This is a genomic window from Nocardioides guangzhouensis (genome assembly GCF_004519545.1).
Lineage (GTDB): Bacteria > Actinomycetota > Actinomycetes > Propionibacteriales > Nocardioidaceae > Nocardioides > Nocardioides guangzhouensis.
The window spans coordinates 47517-65778 of the sequence record NZ_SDKM01000015.1 but is presented as its reverse complement, the minus strand read 5'-3'; the positions used below and the strand labels follow the sequence as shown (position 1 = coordinate 65778).

Annotated in this window: 18 protein-coding genes and 1 riboswitch; of the genes, 12 read left to right on the top strand and 6 right to left on the bottom strand. The window is 70.7% G+C overall.

What is annotated here, in order from left to right:
* Positions 1 to 98: 98 nt before the first annotated feature.
* The 9 genes from cpaB (at position 99) to EKO23_RS11720 (ending at position 9343) form a co-directional block, all read left to right on the top strand.
* Positions 99 to 833, top strand: coding sequence for a Flp pilus assembly protein CpaB (gene cpaB / locus EKO23_RS11760; protein ID WP_134717453.1), 735 nt, complete (start codon positions 99 to 101; stop codon positions 831 to 833).
* Between the two features lie 9 nt (positions 834 to 842).
* Positions 843 to 2030 (top strand): CpaE/TadZ family protein, encoded by a 1188-nt coding sequence (locus tag EKO23_RS11755; RefSeq protein WP_134717451.1) that lies wholly within the window; start codon positions 843 to 845, stop codon positions 2028 to 2030.
* 7 nt (positions 2031 to 2037) lie between these two features.
* The gene (locus tag EKO23_RS11750) at positions 2038 to 3615 is read left to right on the top strand and encodes a TadA family conjugal transfer-associated ATPase (RefSeq protein ID WP_134717449.1); all 1578 of its coding nucleotides are present in this window, start codon (positions 2038 to 2040) and stop codon (positions 3613 to 3615) included.
* Positions 3615 to 5531 (top strand): type II secretion system F family protein, encoded by a 1917-nt coding sequence (locus EKO23_RS11745; RefSeq protein WP_134717446.1) that lies wholly within the window; start codon positions 3615 to 3617, stop codon positions 5529 to 5531. Before EKO23_RS11750 ends, EKO23_RS11745 begins: the two co-directional genes overlap by 1 nt.
* A gap of 3 nt (positions 5532 to 5534) precedes the next feature.
* Positions 5535 to 6464 carry a type II secretion system F family protein gene (locus EKO23_RS11740; protein WP_134717444.1) on the top strand — a complete coding sequence of 310 codons (930 nt, stop codon included), beginning with the start codon at positions 5535 to 5537 and terminating at the stop codon, positions 6462 to 6464.
* The gene (locus EKO23_RS11735) at positions 6461 to 8074 is read left to right on the top strand and encodes a sensor histidine kinase (RefSeq protein WP_134717442.1); all 1614 of its coding nucleotides are present in this window, start codon (positions 6461 to 6463) and stop codon (positions 8072 to 8074) included. Before EKO23_RS11740 ends, EKO23_RS11735 begins: the two co-directional genes overlap by 4 nt.
* The gene (locus EKO23_RS11730) at positions 8071 to 8730 is read left to right on the top strand and encodes a response regulator transcription factor (RefSeq protein WP_134717440.1); all 660 of its coding nucleotides are present in this window, start codon (positions 8071 to 8073) and stop codon (positions 8728 to 8730) included. The genes EKO23_RS11735 and EKO23_RS11730 overlap by 4 nt, the downstream gene beginning before the upstream one ends.
* Positions 8731 to 8888: 158 nt before the next feature.
* Entirely contained in the window at positions 8889 to 9062 is a 174-nt protein-coding gene (locus EKO23_RS11725; protein ID WP_134717438.1) for a Flp family type IVb pilin, read from the top strand.
* 110 nt (positions 9063 to 9172) lie between these two features.
* Positions 9173 to 9343 carry a Flp family type IVb pilin gene (locus EKO23_RS11720; RefSeq protein ID WP_134717436.1) on the top strand — a complete coding sequence of 57 codons (171 nt, stop codon included), beginning with the start codon at positions 9173 to 9175 and terminating at the stop codon, positions 9341 to 9343.
* Positions 9344 to 9349: 6 nt separating this feature from the next.
* Here EKO23_RS11720 and EKO23_RS11715 read toward each other — a convergent pair whose 3' ends face one another.
* From EKO23_RS11715 to EKO23_RS11690, 6 genes are all read right to left on the bottom strand, one after another.
* On the bottom strand, positions 9350 to 10615 hold the full coding sequence (locus tag EKO23_RS11715) for a M48 family metallopeptidase (RefSeq protein ID WP_134717435.1): 1266 nt from the start codon (positions 10613 to 10615) through the stop codon (positions 9350 to 9352).
* Positions 10612 to 11811 carry a hypothetical protein gene (locus tag EKO23_RS11710; protein ID WP_134717433.1) on the bottom strand — a complete coding sequence of 400 codons (1200 nt, stop codon included), beginning with the start codon at positions 11809 to 11811 and terminating at the stop codon, positions 10612 to 10614. Before EKO23_RS11710 ends, EKO23_RS11715 begins: the two co-directional genes overlap by 4 nt.
* A gap of 56 nt (positions 11812 to 11867) precedes the next feature.
* Complete coding sequence (locus EKO23_RS11705) at positions 11868 to 12830, bottom strand: C40 family peptidase (RefSeq protein WP_246051043.1); 963 nt, start codon at positions 12828 to 12830, stop codon at positions 11868 to 11870.
* A gap of 35 nt (positions 12831 to 12865) precedes the next feature.
* A riboswitch (cyclic di-AMP (ydaO/yuaA leader) is annotated at positions 12866 to 13044 on the bottom strand.
* A gap of 186 nt (positions 13045 to 13230) precedes the next feature.
* Positions 13231 to 13437: a hypothetical protein gene (locus tag EKO23_RS11700; RefSeq protein ID WP_134717429.1), complete on the bottom strand. Its 207-nt coding sequence runs from the start codon at positions 13435 to 13437 to the stop codon at positions 13231 to 13233.
* Between the two features lie 128 nt (positions 13438 to 13565).
* Complete coding sequence (locus EKO23_RS11695) at positions 13566 to 14867, bottom strand: NYN domain-containing protein (RefSeq protein ID WP_134717427.1); 1302 nt, start codon at positions 14865 to 14867, stop codon at positions 13566 to 13568.
* Positions 14868 to 14881: 14 nt separating this feature from the next.
* On the bottom strand, positions 14882 to 15181 hold the full coding sequence (locus tag EKO23_RS11690; RefSeq protein WP_217702586.1) for a hypothetical protein: 300 nt from the start codon (positions 15179 to 15181) through the stop codon (positions 14882 to 14884).
* Between the two features lie 65 nt (positions 15182 to 15246).
* Here EKO23_RS11690 and EKO23_RS11685 point away from each other — a divergent pair, with 65 nt between their 5' ends.
* The 3 genes from EKO23_RS11685 to EKO23_RS11675 are packed head-to-tail and all read left to right on the top strand — an operon-like array spanning position 15247 to position 18222.
* On the top strand, positions 15247 to 17058 hold the full coding sequence (locus EKO23_RS11685) for a DEDD exonuclease domain-containing protein (RefSeq protein WP_134717425.1): 1812 nt from the start codon (positions 15247 to 15249) through the stop codon (positions 17056 to 17058).
* Between the two features lie 25 nt (positions 17059 to 17083).
* Positions 17084 to 17947 carry an LLM class flavin-dependent oxidoreductase gene (locus tag EKO23_RS11680; protein WP_134717423.1) on the top strand — a complete coding sequence of 288 codons (864 nt, stop codon included), beginning with the start codon at positions 17084 to 17086 and terminating at the stop codon, positions 17945 to 17947.
* Positions 17944 to 18222, top strand: coding sequence for an Lrp/AsnC family transcriptional regulator (locus EKO23_RS11675; RefSeq protein ID WP_134717421.1), 279 nt, complete (start codon positions 17944 to 17946; stop codon positions 18220 to 18222). Before EKO23_RS11680 ends, EKO23_RS11675 begins: the two co-directional genes overlap by 4 nt.
* Positions 18223 to 18262 lie beyond the last annotated feature (40 nt).

The window sequence follows — 18262 nt, the reverse complement described above, 5'->3', positions numbered from 1 at the left end:
ACAATCTCCGGCAGGGTTCTCTTCGCAACCATCTCTCTCCAACAGGTACGACCCTCGGCGCTGCCCGGGGACCGCCTGTCCGGCCATAAGTAGGTGCCATGGGTCGCCGCAAGTTCCTTCTCCCCGTCGCCGCGCTGATTGCTGCCCTGGGCACCCTCATGGTGTTCCTGTACGCACAGAACGCCGACGGTCGTGCCGCCGACGAGTACGACACCGTGAAGGTGCTGACGGCGGTCAAGCAGGTCGAGGCGGGTGAGAAGTTCAACGACGCCGTCACGGCCGGAAAGTTCGAGCTCCAGCCTGTGGCCAAGAGCTCGCTGATCGAGGGGTATCAGACCGACCTGAGCGGGCTCTCCGGCCGGGTCGCCACCCAGACCATCTTCACAGGGGAGCAGGTCACGACGAGCAACTGGGGCGACCAGGCGGTCGCGTCCACAGCGCTCGCGATCCCCGAGGACATGATGGCGATCTCCGTCAACCTCACCGACCCGGGCCGGGTGTCCGGCTTCGTCACGCCCGGCTCCGACGTCGCGGTGTACGTGACGCTGAACCGGGTCGCCGACCAGGTGCCCCTCGCTCAGCTGCTGCTCGAGCGGGTCAAGGTCATCGGCATCGGTGACACCTCGACCATCACGTCGACCAAGACGACGAAGGACGGCGAGCAGACGACCGAGGAGGTGCCCCAGACGCTCATGACGCTGGCGGTGAACTCCGCTGACGCTCAGAAGGTCTTCTACGCCGTGGCCAACGGCGAGCTCTCGGTGGGCCTGCTCACCAACAAGACGACGGTGAAGAAGTCGCCGCCGACCCTCGAGCAGAACCTCTTCCAGTGAGGGACACCCATGCCCGTCATCATCGAGCCTGACCCCGGGAGCATCGAGGCGCTTGCGCCCTTCCTCCCCGCAGGGAGCCACGGCATCAACAGCGCCGACAAGCTGGACTCGTGGCTAGCCCACCGAACGGACGAGTACGCCGTCGTGATCGGCCCGAACGTGTCGCTCGATGAAGCCATCACGATCTCCGAGGGTCTGCGCTACACGCGGCCCTCCACCAGCGTGATCCTGGTCCGCGACGGCTTCGACACCGACGTGCTCTACCGGGCGATGCAGGCCGGCTGCCGGGACGTCGTGCGCCTCGAGGACGAGGAGGGCATCCGCGATGCGGTCCAGCGCGCCCACCAGCTGTGGCTGGCGCTGCACGGTGGGTCGGGCACCGGCAAGACCGGGCACGTGGTCACGGTCTTCTCCCCCAAGGGTGGGGTCGGCAAGACCACGACGGCTGTCAACCTCGCCCTCGCCCTCGGCGACGGCGGATCACGCAAGGTCTGCCTGGTCGACCTCGACCTCGCGTTCGGCGACGTCGCGATCACGATGCAGCTGTTCCCGGCGCACACCATCGAGGAGATGATCGGCGCCGAGGACCTGCTCGACTACTCGATGGTCGAGGGCCTGCTGACACGCCACGAGGACTCCCTGATGATCCTGGCGGCGCCGGCCGGGCCGGACGCCCGGGACCGGGTCTCGGCCACCCTCATCGCGCGAGTGCTCCGGACATTGGGACAGGAGTTCGACTACGTGGTCGTCGACACCTGCCCCAGCTTCGACGAGCTGACCCTCCAGGCGCTCGACGAGACCGACGAGTGCATCATCCTCGCGACCCTGGACGTCCCGACGCTGAAGAACGTCAAGGTCGCCCTCGAGACGCTCGACCTGCTCAACATCGCCGTCGACCACCGTCACCTGGTGCTCAACCGGGCCGACGACGCGGTCGGGCTCGACGACGCCAAGGTCGAGCAGATCCTGTCGATGCCGGTGAGCGTCCCGATCCCGACGTCCACCGACATCGCGGCTGCGACGAACGCCGGCACGCCGATCATCGTCAGCCAGCCCAACCACGCTGCCAGCCGAGCCTTCAAGGAGCTGGCGCAGCGCCTGTCGTCCGAGGTGGGCGACTCGCATCTGGCAGAGCTGGTCGAGCCGACCGAGGACGACAGCCGCAACCGGGGACGCCGTCTCCGACTGAGGAGGTGAACCGCGCATGAGCAGCCTGCGCGACCGACTGGCGCGAGCCAACCCGGACCCGTCCGAGAACGGCGGTGGCTCCCACGCGAACGAGGGAGCCAACGGCAACGGAACGAGCGCCGTCACCTCCCACGTCGAACCCGCCGTCGCTCCAGCAGCGCCAGGGCACAACGGGTCCCACGCCGCCGGCGAGGCAACGCCCGAGGCCCTCAACGGGGACCACCCGGCCGGCAAGCGTGCAGCTGCGGCTGCTCCGGCATCGACGGCCACCGCCGACGAGTCCGTCGGCAGGCGGCGGGCGCTGGCTGCCACTCAGGCGCAGTCGCGGCTCGAGGACCTCAAGGCGACCGTGCACGCCGAGCTGCTCAAGCAGCTCGGGCCGCAGCTGTACGACGCCAACCTGGACCAGGAGGACCTCGCCGCCCGTGTGCGCCAGGTGCTCAAGGAGGTCATCAGCTCCCAGGAGCGGCCCCTCTCGAGCGCGGACCGCCAGCAGGTCACGCTCGAGATCACCGACGACATCCTCGGCTACGGGCCGATCGAGCCGTTCCTGCGCGACCCCGACGTCACCGAGGTCATGGTCAACGGTCCCCGGCAGATCTACCTGGAGCGCCGGGGGAAGCTCACGCAGGTCGAGGCGTTCTTCAGCGACGAGCCACACCTGCGTCGGACCATCGACAAGATCGTGTCCCGCATCGGCCGCCGTGTGGACGAGTCCAGCCCGATGGTGGACGCCCGCCTGCCCGACGGCTCCCGCGTCAACGCGGTGATCCCGCCGCTGGCGCTGGACGGCTCTGCCCTGACCATCCGCAAGTTCGCGGCCGACCCGCTCACCGCCGCCGACCTGGTCGGCTTCGGGTCCATGTCGCAGCGCACCAGCGACTTCCTCGACGCCTGCGTCCGGGGGCGGCTCAACATCATCGTCTCCGGGTCCACCGGCGCCGGCAAGACGACCACGCTCAACGTGCTGTCGTCGTTCATCCCCGGCGACGAGCGGATCGTGACCATCGAGGACGCTGCGGAGCTCCAGCTCAAGCAGGAGCACGTGGTCAGGCTCGAGTCCCGCCCGGCCAACATCGAGGGCAAGGGCGCGGTGACCATCCGTGACCTGGTCAAGAACTGCCTGCGCATGCGCCCCGACCGCATCATCGTCGGCGAGGTCCGCGACGCCTCCGCGCTCGACATGTTGCAGGCGATGAACACCGGTCACGACGGCTCCATCTGCACCCTCCACTCGAACGGCCCGCGCGACACCCTGGCCCGTCTCGAGACCATGGTGCTGATGGCCGGCATGGATCTCCCGATGCGGGCGATCCGCGAGCAGGTGGCCTCCGCGGTCGACCTGATCGTCCACCAGACCCGCTTCAAGGACGGGTCCCGCCACATCACGCACGTGACCGAGGTGGAGCGGATGGAGGGCGACGTGATCACCCTCCAGGACGTGTTCGTCTACGACCACGCCGCCGGGTTCGACGACGAGGGCCGCGCCCGGGGCCGCCTCAAGTCCACCGGACTGCGACCGAAGTTCCTCGAGAAGATGGCCCACGCCAACGTGACCGTCGACCCGATGCTGTTCGCGATGGACTCCATCTGATGCGTCGGATCGCCATCGCCCTCGTCGCCGCGCTCGCCGTGCTCTCGTACGGCGGGCAGTCGGCGTACGCCGACGACGGTACTGGGCTCTCGATCGGCCACGTCGAGCCCGGTGACGACAACACGATCCAGGTCCTGGTGTCGGTGCCGGCCGATGCCGACGTCGACCCCTCCGACATCACGGTGTCGATCGGTGACGCAGTGCTGGACTCGTCTGCCGAGAGGGCCGGCACCACCTCGAACAACGTGCGGCGAACCACGGTCATCGCCTTCGACACGAGCGACAGCATGTCCAAGAACGGGCGCATCGACGCCGCCCGTGCTGCCGCCACGACCTTCCTCGCGTCCGCGCCCAAGGACGTCTACGTCGGCATCGTCACCTTCGACCGCGAGGTGGAGACCGTGCTGGCGCCGACCACCGACCGTGACGCCGCTCAAGAAGTGGTGGACGGGCTGGAGCTGGCCTCGCAGACCCGTCTGAACGACGGCGTCATCGAAGCGGTTGCGCAGGCGGGCACCGAGGGACAGCGGCGGATCCTCGTCCTCTCGGACGGCAGGGACACCAGCAAGACCCCGGAATCGGATGTGACTGCCGCCATCAAGGATGCGGACGTAGCCGTGGACGTGGTCGCACTCGACCAGTCGGGTTCCTCTCTCGCGCCGCTGCGCGCCATGTCCGACGCAGGAAGCGGCTCCGTCATCGCCGCCGACGCCGACGCCCTCGAGTCGGCCTTCGCGGCCGAGGCTGACGCACTGGCACGCCAGGTGCTCGTCACGGCGACCCTGCCCAGTGAGGTGACAGGAAACGAAGCAACAGTCACGGTGGCAGCCACGGTCGACGGCCGGCCGACGACCGCGAGCAGCTATGCCGTGATCCGCAACCCGGACGACGGAGCGGGCGCCACGGTTGCCTCGAGCAGCGACGGCGCAGCTCTCACGATCACTCGCCCGATGATGTTCGGCGGGCTGCTGGCCATGGGCCTGGGACTCCTCGTCCTCGTCACGGCTCTCCTCGTGCCCAAGCGGAGCGCATCCACCGCTGAGCAGCGGATCCTCGCCTACGGTGCTGCCGGGGGCGGCGACGGTTCAGCGACGCACCGTTCGGAGGCTCCGCAGGCCCTCGACCAGGCCAAGGACGCCGCTGCCAAGGTCCTCAAGCGCAACACGGGCCTGGAGCAGAAGATCAACCAGCGGCTGGAAGCCGCGGGCTCGGCCCTGAAGCCGGCGGAGTGGCTCCTCATCCACAGCGCCGTGACCGTGGTCGGTGGCCTCGTGGGGATGCTTCTCGGCGGCGGGAACTTCCTGCTGCTGCTGGCCGGAGCCGCCGTCGGCTGGCTCCTGCCCAAGCTCTGGCTGGCTCGCAAGCGCAAGCGGCGGCTCAAGGCCTTCAACTCCCAGCTGTCCGACACCCTCCAGCTCATTGCCGGCAGCCTGTCCGCGGGCATGTCGCTCGCCCAGTCCATCGACACCGTGGTGCGCGAGGGACAGGAGCCCGTCTCCGGGGAGTTCAAGCGAGTTCTCGTCGAGACCCGGCTGGGTGTCAGCATCGACGACGCCCTCGAGGGGATCGCCCAGCGGCTCGAGAGTGCCGACTTCGCCTGGGTGGTCATGGCGATCCGCATCCAGCGTCAGGTCGGCGGCAACCTGGCCGAGCTGCTCACGACCGTGGCCGGCACTCTCCGGGAGCGTGACTACCTGCGACGGCAGATCCGATCACTGGCGGCCGAAGGTCGACTCTCGGCATACATACTTGCGGCACTGCCGCCCGGCATCGCCGTGTTCCTCCTGATGACGCGGTACGAGTACATCGCACCACTCTTCACCACCGGAATGGGATTCGTCCTGCTCGCTGGAGCCGCGGTGCTTCTCGGAATGGCCGGGTTCCTGATGAGCCGCATCGTGAAGGTCGAGGTGTAAGTGATGGTTCTCCTCTTCGGGTGCTTGCTGCTCTTCGGGGCGCTCTTCCTGACCTTCGCAGCGTTCGGATCGATGTCCAGCCACAACCAGGGCGTCCAGCGATCGCTCGACATGATCGAGTCCCTGGGTGGGGCTTCTCCCGAGCTGACGGCGGAGATCGACCAACCGTTCGCCGAGCGGGTTCTCGACCCGCTGCTTCAGCGGTTCCAGAAGCTGGGACGACGGATCTCGGGTGCGGACCAGGAGGAGCGCATCCGGGCCCAGCTCGATCGCGCCGGCAACCCGCCGGGTTGGACCGTCGACCGCGTGGCCTCGGGCAAGATGCTGGGCCTCTTTGCGTTCCTCGGCCTCGCAACCTTCCTCAGCTTCGTCAGCCTGGACCTGTCCCTGCCGATCGCCATCCTGGTCATCGTCGGAGCGACTGCGCTCGGCTTCTACCTTCCGAACATCTGGCTCTACAACATCGCGACGAAACGCGAGTCCGACATGCAGAAGGCGATGGCCGACGCCATCGATCTCCTCACCATCTCGGTCGAGGCCGGGTTGGGGTTCGACGCCGCGGTCCAGCAGGTCGCGAAGAACACCGAGGGGCCTCTCGCCGACGAGTTCAGTCGCGTGCTCCAGGAGATGCAGATCGGACGCGGACGAGGTGAGGCGCTCCGCGCACTGGCAGACCGGACGTCGCTGCAGGATCTGAAGTCGTTCGTCGGCGCCATGGTCCAGGCCGACTCGTTCGGCATCCCGATCGGTCAGGTCCTGCGCGTCCAGTCAGCGGAGATCCGGGTGAAGCGTCGTCAGCGGGCGGAGGAGAAGGCCGCACAGGTGCCTGTCAAGATCATGGTGCCTGTGGTCCTCTTCATCCTCCCGTGCCTGTTCGTCGTCGTGCTGGGTCCGGCCGCAATCGACATCGTCCAGACGTTCAAGAGCAGATGACCCTCAGGGCACCAGCCAACTCTCTCCTGACCATCACGGCAGGGGCCCGGCTGTTCGCGCTGATCGTGCTCGCTCCGCTGATCGCGTTCACCCGCGACTACCCCACGATCTTGAGCGCGATCCTGATGGCGGCCGTCTGGACGGGCGCGACCTTTGCCGGTGGACTCCCGCGAATACAACCGGGGCCGGCAGTCCTCGTGGAGGCCGGGCTCGTGTCTCTCCTGGTCGGGATGTCCTTGGAGTCGACGGGAGTCCTGATCCCGGCTCTCGTCATTCCTCCGTTCATCGCAGGCACCTACCAAGGCGCAAGGGGTTTGGCGCGGGTGCTCGGACTCGAGTGCCTGGTGCTTCTCGTCGTCGTAAGTGCCGACCCGGCCGTCCGGCTGGCCCCCGACCTCCTGGCGCTGCTCTTCACGTGGCTCATGGCCGGACTCGGGTTCGGCCTCATCGGAGCCGTAGTTCGATCCGCGAGGCTCGAGCTCGGCGACTCCACGCGCTCGTCGTACCGAGACGCCCGGGCCCTGCTGACCCAGCTGCTCCAGCTCTCCGATGGACTCATCGGCGGTCTGGACCCCGTCAGCATTGCGAACCACATCGTCGACCTGGCCCGCGAGGAGATCCCGCTCTCCGGAGCAATGCTGCACGGCAGACACCCGGATGGGACCGTCACCGGCATCGGGGGCGACGGGTCAGCGCCGGAGCTGGCGGACCGAGAGACGCTCGTCGACCAGGTCTTCTCGACAGGGGAGCCGGTGGTTGAGCGGCACGCCGTAGCCCTGCCTCTCATGACCGATGCCGGCATCGTGGCGGTTCTCACGGCCGGACTCGCGCCCGGCGTCGACCCCGGCGCCCTCCGCGTGGACGAGACCGCGCGATCGCTCGTCCAGAGCCTCGCCACCGAATCTCTCAAGCTCGACACCGCGCTGGTCTTCGCAGCGGTGCGCCAGTCCGCGACCACCGAAGAGCGACAGCGGTTGGCCCGCGAGATGCATGACGGTGTGGCCCAGGACCTCGCGTCGTTCGGCTACCTCATCGACGACGCCCTTGCTTCGGCCGAGTCGCCCGCCCAAGCGACCAGGCTGCGCGAGCTCCGGACGGAGCTGAGCTCGGTGGTCACCGAGCTGCGCCGGTCGGTCTTCTCGCTGCGCAACGAGAACGGTCGCGGCCTCGGCGAGAGCATCACCGACCTGGCCCGGCACATCGAGGCCCGCACCGGCATCGTGGTCGAGGTCCTGCGCGATGAGAGTCGCAGCCGGCTCCGGCCCGAGGTCGAGAGCGAGCTGCTGCGGATCGCGCAGGAAGCGATGAACAACTCCGTGAAGCATGCGCATGGCAGCTGGATCCGGGTGACCTGCACAGTACGAGCCCCTCAGGCCCGGGTGACGGTCCAGGACGACGGCGTCGGTCTCCGCCCGAGTCGCGACGACTCGCACGGACTGCGCATCATGCGCGAGCGGGCACGGCGCATCGGAGCCGACATCGAGGTCGGCGACTCCAACCCCGGGACCCTCGTCATGGTGACACTCGGCCCCTTGGAGGGCGGAGCACTCTCTGCCCCTCACATCCCCTCCTCGACCTCCGCCACCTCCCTGGAAGGAAGCCGTACATGACCGGCACCGACAACACGACCATCATTCGGGTCATGCTCGTCGACGACCACGAGCTGATCCGTCACGGCCTGGCCCGGGCGTTCGAGCGGGAGCCGGTCATGGAGATCGTCGCCCAGGCCGGCAGCGTCGTGCAGGCGCTCGCGGCCTGGGAGGAGCACCGTCCGGACGTCGTGGTGACCGACCTCCAGCTCCCGGACGGGACCGGCTTCGACATCATCCGAGCGGTCCGGCAGCAGAGCGAGACCACAGGCCTGGTGATGCTGACCATGCACTCGGGCGACGAGCAGATCTTCACCGCCATGGAGGCCGGCGCCTCGGCGTTCGTCGGCAAGGACGCGCCCTCGGGAGACGTGGTCGGCGCCGCTCGGCACGCCCATGTCTCGCCACGCACGTTCATGTGCACCGGCCTGGCAGCCGCGATGCTTCGGCGCGCCTCCGACGACCGCCCACGGCTGTCGGAGCGTGAGCAGGAGGTCCTCGAGCTGCTTGCGGACGGTCTGGGCACCGGTGCGATCGCGGGCAAGCTCTACATGAGCGAGTCGACGGCGAAGACCCACATCGCCCGGATCTACCAGAAGCTCGGCGCCACCAACCGGGCCCAGGCGCTGGTCACCGCGATGAGGCTAGGCATGCTCTCGGCGGTACAGCCCCACTGACGCTCCCCGGGGTAGTCACAACGGGCTAACGCGGTCGACCTGATCACCCGATAGCGAGTGTCACTGTCCATCCCGCAGACTTGTCGTCAGGTGCACATCGCACCTGGATGTGCACGACAGACACTTCCCCGGCACGGGGGCAAAACGGAGGTATTGAAATGATTGAGTTCCTGAAGATCATGCTCGAGGGCAAGCGCGACGAGAAGGGCGCGACCGCGGTCGAGTACGGCCTCATGGTGGCCCTGATCGCCGTCGCGATCATCGTGACCGTCGGCCTGCTGGGCGACCAGCTCGACACGCTCTTCCAGGGTGTCACGACCGCGCTGCAGTGATCTCCTACGAGTCAGGACAGGAGCGGTAATCCAGTCCGTTCCTGTCGAGGCGGCCGGGACCATGCGTTGGTCCCGGCCGCACCGTTACCGCCACAGAAAAGGAAGTCATCGTGGACCACAACATCAACGGGCGACGTGAGGAGAGCGGAGCGACCGCCGTCGAGTACGCCTTGATGCTTGCCATGATCTTTCTGGCGATCGTCATCACCGTCGGCATCTTCGGTAACACGTTGTCGGCCAGCTTCCAGGACAGCTGCAACCAGATGTTCGGCGGGTGCTGAGCCGCCTTACCTGATCGGAAGGGACCGCGCCACGGCGATCCGTTCCAGCGCAGTCGGATGGCTGCCGAACCAGAACTGCGACCACGCGGGTGGACTCGGATCCGCCAGCGAACGCAGAGCCAGGGCCCGTTGCAGAGCGATGAAGCTCTCCGGGTCCTGAGTCGTCTCCAGGGCATCCACGTCGGCGCGGGTCTCGATCCGCCGGCTGATCCCGTTCTGCACGGGGCTCGAGAGCAGCGTTCCCACCGCCAGCAGGGCGAGCACCAGCGCCACCGACCGCGGGTCGCCCAGGCCGGTCACCCCGGCCCGTCGCCGGAGCCCCGGTGAGGCCAGGAGCACGCCGAGCACGCCGACGCCGACCACCGCCCCGAAGGCACCGAGCACCGTGCCCACCACGACGTCGTCGTGCCGGGCGTGGGCCAGCTCGTGCGCCACCACCGAGAGCACCTCCCCCTCGGGCTGGGAGTCCAGGAGCGTGTCGTAGACGACCACGCGGCGGGTGCTGCCGAACCCCGAGACGTACGCGTTCAGCGTGGTGGTACGGCGGGAGGCGTCGGCCACCAGCACGTCGTCGACCGTCACCCCCTCCTGGTCGGCGAGGCGGAGGATCTCGGTGCGCAGCTGCCCGTCGGGCATCCGGTGGAAGTTGTTGAACACCGGCTCGACCAGCAGCGGGTAGAGGAACGACCCGGCCAGCACCAGCAGGGCCGACAACCCGGCCGCGATGACCGGCCACCATCGGGGCCAGCGCCGGGCGCAGCCGACCAGGACCAGCAGTGCGATCGAGGTGGCGACCACCGCGACGCCGTACCCCCGGAGCTGGTCGAGGGCCCAGTCGCCCCACGCCTGGTTGCTGAGGTCGTTGGCCAGCCGCTGCCGCTGCAGCAGCACCCCCGGGACCAGCGTGGCCAGGCGCCCGATGAGCAGCACGACGGCGACCAGGAAGACGACCGCCAGCGGCCAGCGACGGCGTACGGCGCCCGGAGCGAGGTCCAGGAGCCGGGCGCCACGGGGCGTGAAGCCCAGCAGCGCCGCGACCAGCAGGGAGATCACCAGCGCGGTCCAGCTCAGCGCCCGGGCCAGGCGCGCGAAGTCCTCCGCCCGGGCGATCTGGGCGGCGGTGAACACCTCGCGGGCCGGGACCGGGTCGGGCATGCCCCCCGGGACGGGCTGCCACGGCACCAGCAGCGCCGCGACCACGCCGAAGCCGACGGCGCCGACCAGCGTCACCACCCAGGCCAGCCGGGCCTGCGGTGGGCCGGGGAGCCTCACCCGAGCGCCTCGAGGTCCGCGCGCCAGCGCCGGGTCAGCTCGGCGGTCCCGAAGCCGTAGATCGCCCGCAGCGGCGCCTCGAGGGGCTGCCCGCCGGAGACGCGCCGGTAGAGGCTCACCAGGCTTCCCTCTCCCCCGACCTCGGCCAGCAGGCGGCAGGCCAGCCAGGCCGACTCGTACGCCGCGCCCAGGTGTGTGGTCCTCGTGTCGAACTCGGCGCTGCCGGGCAGCTGCTTCGGTGCGCCGTCGCGGCGTACCTGACGGGTGATCTGCCCGGCACTGACCGAGAGCGGGATCGGCACGTCACGTAGCGCAACGTAGTCCGCGAACCCCTCGAGCAGCCACAGCGGGGTCCGTGACGTGGCTGCCTCGGTGGCGACGTGGGTGGCCTCGTGGCTCATCACCACCTGGGCGCCCCGTGGCCGGAGCCCGGCGAAGACCACCGGGTTGACGAACACGTGGACCGGCGAGGTGTCCGAGGTCGACCCGTCCACGGTGGTGGTCACGGCTGCGATGTTGGCGTACTCCCCCGGGTGGGCGGCGAGCAGCTCGTCGAGCGCGCCGGCGTCCCTGGGCACCTCGACGACCAGCCGGCCGGGCCAGCGCGGGAGCACCCGGTGCACGACCCGGACCGCGTTCCGCGCGTATCGGGCGTACGCCGCCACCCCGCCCGGGGTCGCGGCCGCCACCAGCGAGTCGGCGTCTCGGCGCACCTCGAGCGGCCCGGTGAGCCACAGCGGGGTACGGCGCTCGCCGCCGCCGGCGGACACGAGCACCGCCTGGCCGTCGCGGACGGTGAAGACCATCGTCACCTCGCCGTGGGCCGGGTGCCGGTCGAAGCCGGCGTACCGCCAGGACATGTCGACGGCGGCCGCCCACTGGCCCCGCGGGAGCGTGGCGGTGAGGCTGGGGTCGTCGTCGACGTACCGCGCGGAGAAGTCGGCGACCCGCAGCGGCCCGACGTTGCCGAGCACGCCGGTCATCCAGTCCTCGGTGGCCGGGTCGTCCACGTCGACCAGCCCGGACGGATCGGTCCTCCCCTCCGCCACGGCGTCGGTCAGCCGATCCAGCGTTTCCGTCGCGAGGTCGGGCCGGGGCCGGCTGAGCGCGACGGTCGGGGTGTCCCCCTCGCCCCCGCGCTGGACCAGCCAGACCGCGGCCAGCGCGGCGACGAGGACGAGCGAAAGGCCGGCCACCCACCATCGTGGGTGACCGGCCCTGCGCGACGTGCGTTCGTTCAGGGTGCCCTCGGTCAGCCGGGCCGGACCGCGCCGGAGTACGGCATGGAGAACACGCCGGCCACGGTCACGCCGGTGCTCGGGTTCGCGGCGTGGACGATGCGGCCGCCGCCGATGTAGATGCCGACGTGGCTGACGGGCTGGTAGTAGAACACCAGGTCGCCGGGCTGCAGGTTCCCCGAGGAGACCGGGGTGCCGGAGCCCTGCTGCGCGCTCGAGGAGTGCGGCAGGCTGACGCCGGCCTGGGCCCAGGCCATCATGGTCAGGCCGGAGCAGTCGAAGGCGTCCGGACCGGCGGCGCCGTAGACGTAGGCGTCGCCGACCTGGGCGAGCGCGTAGTTGACCGCGGCGGAGGCCCGCCCGGAGACCGGGACGTTGGGCAGGCGCGTGTCGCTGCGGCTCGCGCTGTCGAGGCGCTCCCGCTCCTTCTCCTCGAGCTTGCCGAGCACGTCCTTGGCCTCGGCGAGCTTCGCGTCGACCTTCTTCTTCTCCTTGAGGAGGGTCTTCTCGGTCGCGGCGAGCTCGGTGGCGCTGGCCTTGGTGGCCGCGCGACGGGCGTCGAGCTTGTCGGCCTCGCGGGAGAAGTCAGCGACGGCCTCGGCCTGCGCGTCGTTGAAGCTGTCCAGCGTGGTCAGCTCGGAGAGGAACTGGTCCGGGTCGTCGGCGAGGACGAGCTGGCCGGTGGTCGAGATGCTCTGGCCCTCGTACTGCGCGGCCATCCCCTCGGTCACGGCGCCCGACATCTTCTCGACGCGGGCCTGCTGCGCCTTCTCGTCCTTCTTGAGGGTCGCCAGGTCGGCCTCGAGGTCGTCGAGCGCCAGCTTGGCGTCGTTGTAGCGCTCCTGGGCCTGCTCGGCCTGGTGGTAGAGCGTGTCGACGCGTGCCTTGACCTCGTCGATGTCGGGGTCCGCGTAGGTGGGGGTGGTGGGGACGAGGCTGACGCTGACGATGGCAGCGATTCCGAGCAGCCCGGTCACGAGTCGCTTCCGGCCGTGGAGCACGAGCGGAGGTCTCCCTCTGTTTCTGGACGCCTACCGGGTTAGCTGACGGGTTCGGGCGCAGCAGCCCTACGCACGCTCCTCGGTCCCGAGACCGCCTTGCGTGTGATTCACCCCAGGGGTTTGGTGGTTCCCCGGCTCCAGTTCCGACGGACTTCCCCGTCCACGGTTCCGAACTCGGCGCGGTGCCCGAGTCGATCCGGTCTGATCAACTGGTACGGGCACCTGAAACGAGGACTGTAGTGCCCACTTGTCCACCTCTCCAAGCCACCATCCCCATGTCTCGAGGTGTTTCCTGCCACGAGTGCAGCCCAGATCGGCGAGTTTCGTCACTTCCGTCACACGTGCCACACGCCCGGTCCCGGGTGGTCCAGTCGGCTCAGGCCGACTCGATGTCCGGGCCGGTCACCGGGGTGACCATCCGCAGCGGTGGCACCAGGCCGGAGTCGGCGAGCACGTCGAGCGCCCGGCACTCCTCCTCGTCGAACGCCATCTCGGGCGGCGGCCCGAGCAGCACGGTCACCACGCAGTCGTGGCACGCCAGCCCGCGCACCACGCAGGTGTCGCAGTCGATCCGCACACTCATCCAGCACCTCGTCTCGTCGGGCCGGAGGGGGAATCACCGGCACGTCGCGCACCATGGCAGGGACCACCGACAGGCCGGCCCGGGTGGCGCGGCGTACGGCGTGTCGGCAGGTTCGGCGGACGCGCCGGTCAGGTCCCGAGCACCGTCAGCAAGGCCGACGAGGAGATCGGCCTGGCCCCCGCCTTGCCGACGTCGCGCACCACCTCGGCGTCGGAGGTCACCACGACCACCACCCGGCCGGCCGGCTCGACCGCGACCAGCTCCCGGATCACGTCGTCGGCGATCACGCCCTGCGGGCTGAACAGCACCTTCACGCCGCGGGGCGGCGCGACCGGCGGACGGGTCAGTGACGAGGCGGCGTCGAAGACCACCGTGGTCTCGGCCCCGGTGCGCGACACCAGCTGCGCGAGCGCGGTCAGCAGCCGGGTGCGCTGCGTCTCCAGGGTCGCGTCGGGCCAGGCGGTCTTGCTGACGTTGTAGCCGTCGACGATCAGCCGGGCCCGTGGCATCCCGAGGTAGCGCTCCAGCAGCACGGCGTCGGCCGGCCCGGGCTTCGCGGCTCCGGGCGAGCCGGCGGCCTCGCTGATCGCCGCCTCGATCCGGTCGGCGGGCGTGCCTGGCGTCGCGGGCAGGCCGAGCTCGCGACGCAGCCCCTGGCCGGCCTCGATCAGGGTGTCCAGCAGCATCCGGGTGCGCAGCGTCGCGTCGTCGCGGTCGGAGCGCTGCTCCCGGCGCACGGACGCCGCTGCCGCCCGCAGCTCCTCGACCTGCCCCCGGAGCCGGCGTACGTCGGCCTCGGCTGCGGCCAGGGCGGTCTCGGCCTTCTGGCGGGCCTCCTGCTCAGCGACGAGCTCGTCGCTCAGCGAGTCGCCGGCGGTGCGGCGGGCGGCCCGCTCCTCCCCCAGCTTGCGGCGCAGCGTGGTGTTCTCGGACTTCAGCTCCTCGAGCTGCGTCTTGTGGTCCTGCCGGGCGTCGCGCAGCGCGCGCTCGGCCACCTCGACCCGGGCCCGGGCTCGCTCGAGCTCCGCGGCGTCGCGGGGGGCGGCCGCCTCGGACACCCGGCGTACGGCGTCGTCGAAGGCGGTCTCCCAGCCCTCGGGCCGCGCCAGCCAGGCCAGCGCGGCCACCTCGACCGGGTCGGCCGCGGCCGGCACCACGCCCTCGGCGAGCGCCGTGGCGAGCGCGGGCTCGGCGGCGGCCACCTGGTCGGCGACCCGTCGGCGGAAGTCGTCGTCGGTCTCGAGCGCGGCCGCGATCTGCGAGCCGCCCAGACGCGCCCGCCGCTGGGGCGCGAAGCCGGCGACCTTGCGCAGTGGCGCAGGGAGCTCACCCAGCAGCGGCAGCGCGTCGGCGGCGAGGGAGAGCGCGCGCGTGCGGACCGGCCCGGGGAGCTCCCGGCCGGCCACCTCCTCGTCGCGCGCCCCGGACACCGTCGCCTCCGGGCTCAGCCCGCCCCGTGGGCAGCGGGGTCGCCAGCGGGGTCGCCAGTGGGGTCGGCAGTGGGGTCGACCGCCGCCTCGTTGCGGTCGACCAGCTCGATCGCGTCGGAGCGGCCGCACCAGCGGCACGTGACGGACTCGACCGACTCGGCCTTCACCTCGGTCTCCTCGACGGCGTGCTCGCCGGCGAGGTCGAAGTGCCAGTACTCCTGGGTCCGGCGCGTGCGGGCCACGTCGAACCGGGTCAGATTGCCGCATCCGGCGCAGCGCCAGCGGGTGGTCGCGTCGGGGATCGGGACGGTCACGGGTCGGGCTCCTTGCTCGCTCGGGCGGGGTCGAGACCAGCGTATGCGCGCGGCGTACCCGGAAAATGTCGGTGCCCACATCTAGCGTCGTCGACGTGAGCAGTGCGGTTCAGGGTGCGCCCTCCCGATGGGAGGCGCAACGCAGTTTCGACGAGCTGGGGCGCCCGCTGCGCGACATCACCTTCTGCGTCGTCGACCTCGAGACCACCGGCGGCTCCGCCGAGGGCGGGTCGATGATCACCGAGATCGGTGCGGTGAAGGTGCGCGGCGGCGAGGTCCTCGGCGAGTTCCAGACCCTGGTCAACCCGCACGCCGAGATCCCGGCCTTCATCGCGGTGCTCACCGGCATCACCAACACGATGGTCGCCGACGCGCCGTCGATCGACTCCGCGCTCCCGGCGTTCCTCGAGTTCGCGCAGGGCTGCGTGCTGGTCGCCCACAACGCGCCGTTCGACGTCGGCTTCCTCCAGCACTTCGCGGCGAAGCAGGGGCGGCCGTGGCCGGCGTTCGAGGTGGTCGACACCGCCAAGCTGGCCCGACGGGTGGTGACCCGGGACGACGCGCCCAACTGCAAGCTGTCGTCACTGGCCCGGCTGTTCAACTCCGGCACCACCCCCAACCACCGCGCGCTGTCCGATGCCCGCGCCACCGTCGACGTGCTGCACGGGCTGATGGAGCGGCTCGGCGGCCTCGGCGTGCAGACGCTGGAGGAGCTCGGCACCTTCTCGGCCCGGGTCAGCTCCGCCCAGCGGCGCAAGCGCCACCTCGCCGAGCGGCTCCCCCACGCCCCCGGTGTCTACCTCTTCCGCGACGACCGGTCCCGGGTGCTCTACGTCGGCACCTCGCGCGACCTGCGCACCCGCGTCCGCAGCTACTTCACCGCCTCCGAGACCCGCTCCCGGATGGGCGAGATGGTGCGGCTGGCGGAGTCCGTGCTCGGCATCGAGTGCGCGACCCCGCTCGAGGCGCAGGTGCGCGAGCTGCGGCTGATCGCCGAGCACAAGCCGAAGTACAACCGCCGCTCCCGGTTCCCGGAGCGGGTCCACTTCATCAAGCTCACCCGTGAGCCGTGGCCGCGGCTCTCGCTGGTGCGAAGGGTTCTCGACGACGACGCCGACTACCTCGGCCCGTTCTCGTCCAAGAAGTCCGCCGAGCGCTGCCTGCACGCGCTGCACGACACCTTCCCGGTGCGCCAGTGCTCCGACCGGCTGGCCCGCGAGCCCAGCCGGTCGCCCTGCGTGCTCGCCGAGATGGGGCGGTGCCTCTCCCCCTGCGACGGCAGCGCCGACCCCACGACGTACGCCGCGGTGGTGCGGCAGCTGCGCGACGCCATCCTGCGCAACCCCGACGAGGTGGTCGACACGATCAACCGGCGGATGGGCGGGCTGGCCGGTGACGAGCGGTTCGAGGAGGCCGGCGTGCACCGCGACCGGCTCTCGGCGTTCATCAGGGCCGCGGCGCGGACCCAGCGCCTCACCGCGCTGACCCGCTGCCCCGAGGTGGTCGCCGCCCGCCGCGAGGACGACGGCAGGTGGGCGGTGCACGTGGTCCGCTTCGGCCGGCTGGCCGCCGCCGGGGTGATCCCCGCGGGCACCAACGCGCATACCTATGTCGAGACCCTGCGTGCCTCCGCCGAGTCCGTGGTGCCCTCCCCCGGCCCGGTGCCGGCGGCCACGGCGGAGGAGACCGAGAAGGTGCTCCGCTGGCTGGAGTCCGAGGGTGTCCGGCTGGTCGACATCGAGGGAGAGTGGACCTGCCCGGTCGGCGGCGCCAGCCGCCACCTGGCCCTGCACGACGCTGTGAACCAGTCCCGGCTCAGCCTGGTCCCCTTCGACGACCGCCGTAGTCTGGCGCCGGTCCACCAGCCGGCCCGCTAACGCCTCTCGCGAGTACCGTCGGCAGATGGAGTACGGCGCGCACCTGCCGCAGGTCGACCTCGACGGCCGCGGGTGGGACCCGGGCGGCCTCACGTCGTACGCCCGGACCGCGCGGGAGCTCGGGTTCCGGGCGCTGAGCGCGAACGACCACCTGGTCTTCCGCCGTCCGTGGCTGGACGGGATCGTGGCGCTGGCGAGCGTGGTCGAGGCGAGCGGCGACCTCACCCTCGCCACCACCGTCGCGCTGCCGGTCGTGCGCGGCCCGGCCGCCCTCGCCAAGGCGGCCGCGGCCCTCGACCTCCTGTCCGGCGGTCGGGTGGTGCTGGGCGTGGGGCCCGGATCCTCGCCGGAGGACTACGCCTTGGCCGGCGTCCCCTTCGAGGAGCGCTGGCCGCGGTTCGACGCCTCCGTCGTGGAGCTGCGCGGGCACCTGCGGGGCGGCCCGGACGTGCCGGCGCTCGAGCCCCGGTCGCGGCCCGAGGGCCCGCCGATCTGGATCGGCAGCTGGGGATCTGCGGCCGGGCTCCGGCGCGCCGCCCGGCTGGGCGACGGCTGGCTCGCGTCGGCGTACAACACCTCCCCGGAGGTGGTCGCGGCCGGCCGTCGTGAGCACGGGCTGGCCTGCTCGGTCGCGACGATGTGGACCTACGTGACCGACGACGAGCGGGTGCGCGCCGAGCAGCTGGGTCGACTGGCCGCGATGCTCGGCCGATCCGAGTCGGACCTGGCCGGTCGGGTCATGGTCGGCCCGGCCGAGGAGTGCGCCGCCCTCCTGACGTCGTACGCCGACGCCGGGGTCGACACGCTCTACGTCTGGCCGCTCGCCGACCACGAGCGCCAGCTCGAGCGGGTCATCCAGGAGGTCGTGCCGCTAACCTGTGGTCCGTGATCACCGCCATCGTGTTCGTCAAGGCCGACGTCGACCGCATCCCCGAGGTCGCCGAGCAGATCGCGGCGCTGGACGGCGTGAGCGAGGTCTACTCGGTCACCGGCCAGATCGACCTGATCGCGATGGTGCGCGTCACCAACCACGAGGACGTCGCCAACGTCGTCGCCGACCGGCTCAACAAGGTCCCCGGGGTCACCTCGACCGAGACCCACATCGCGTTCCGCGCCTACTCCCAGCACGACCTCGAGTCGGCGTTCTCCCTCGGCCTGGACTGAGCGCGTAGCCGGTCGGTCCTACCTGATGGCCCGATCGGGC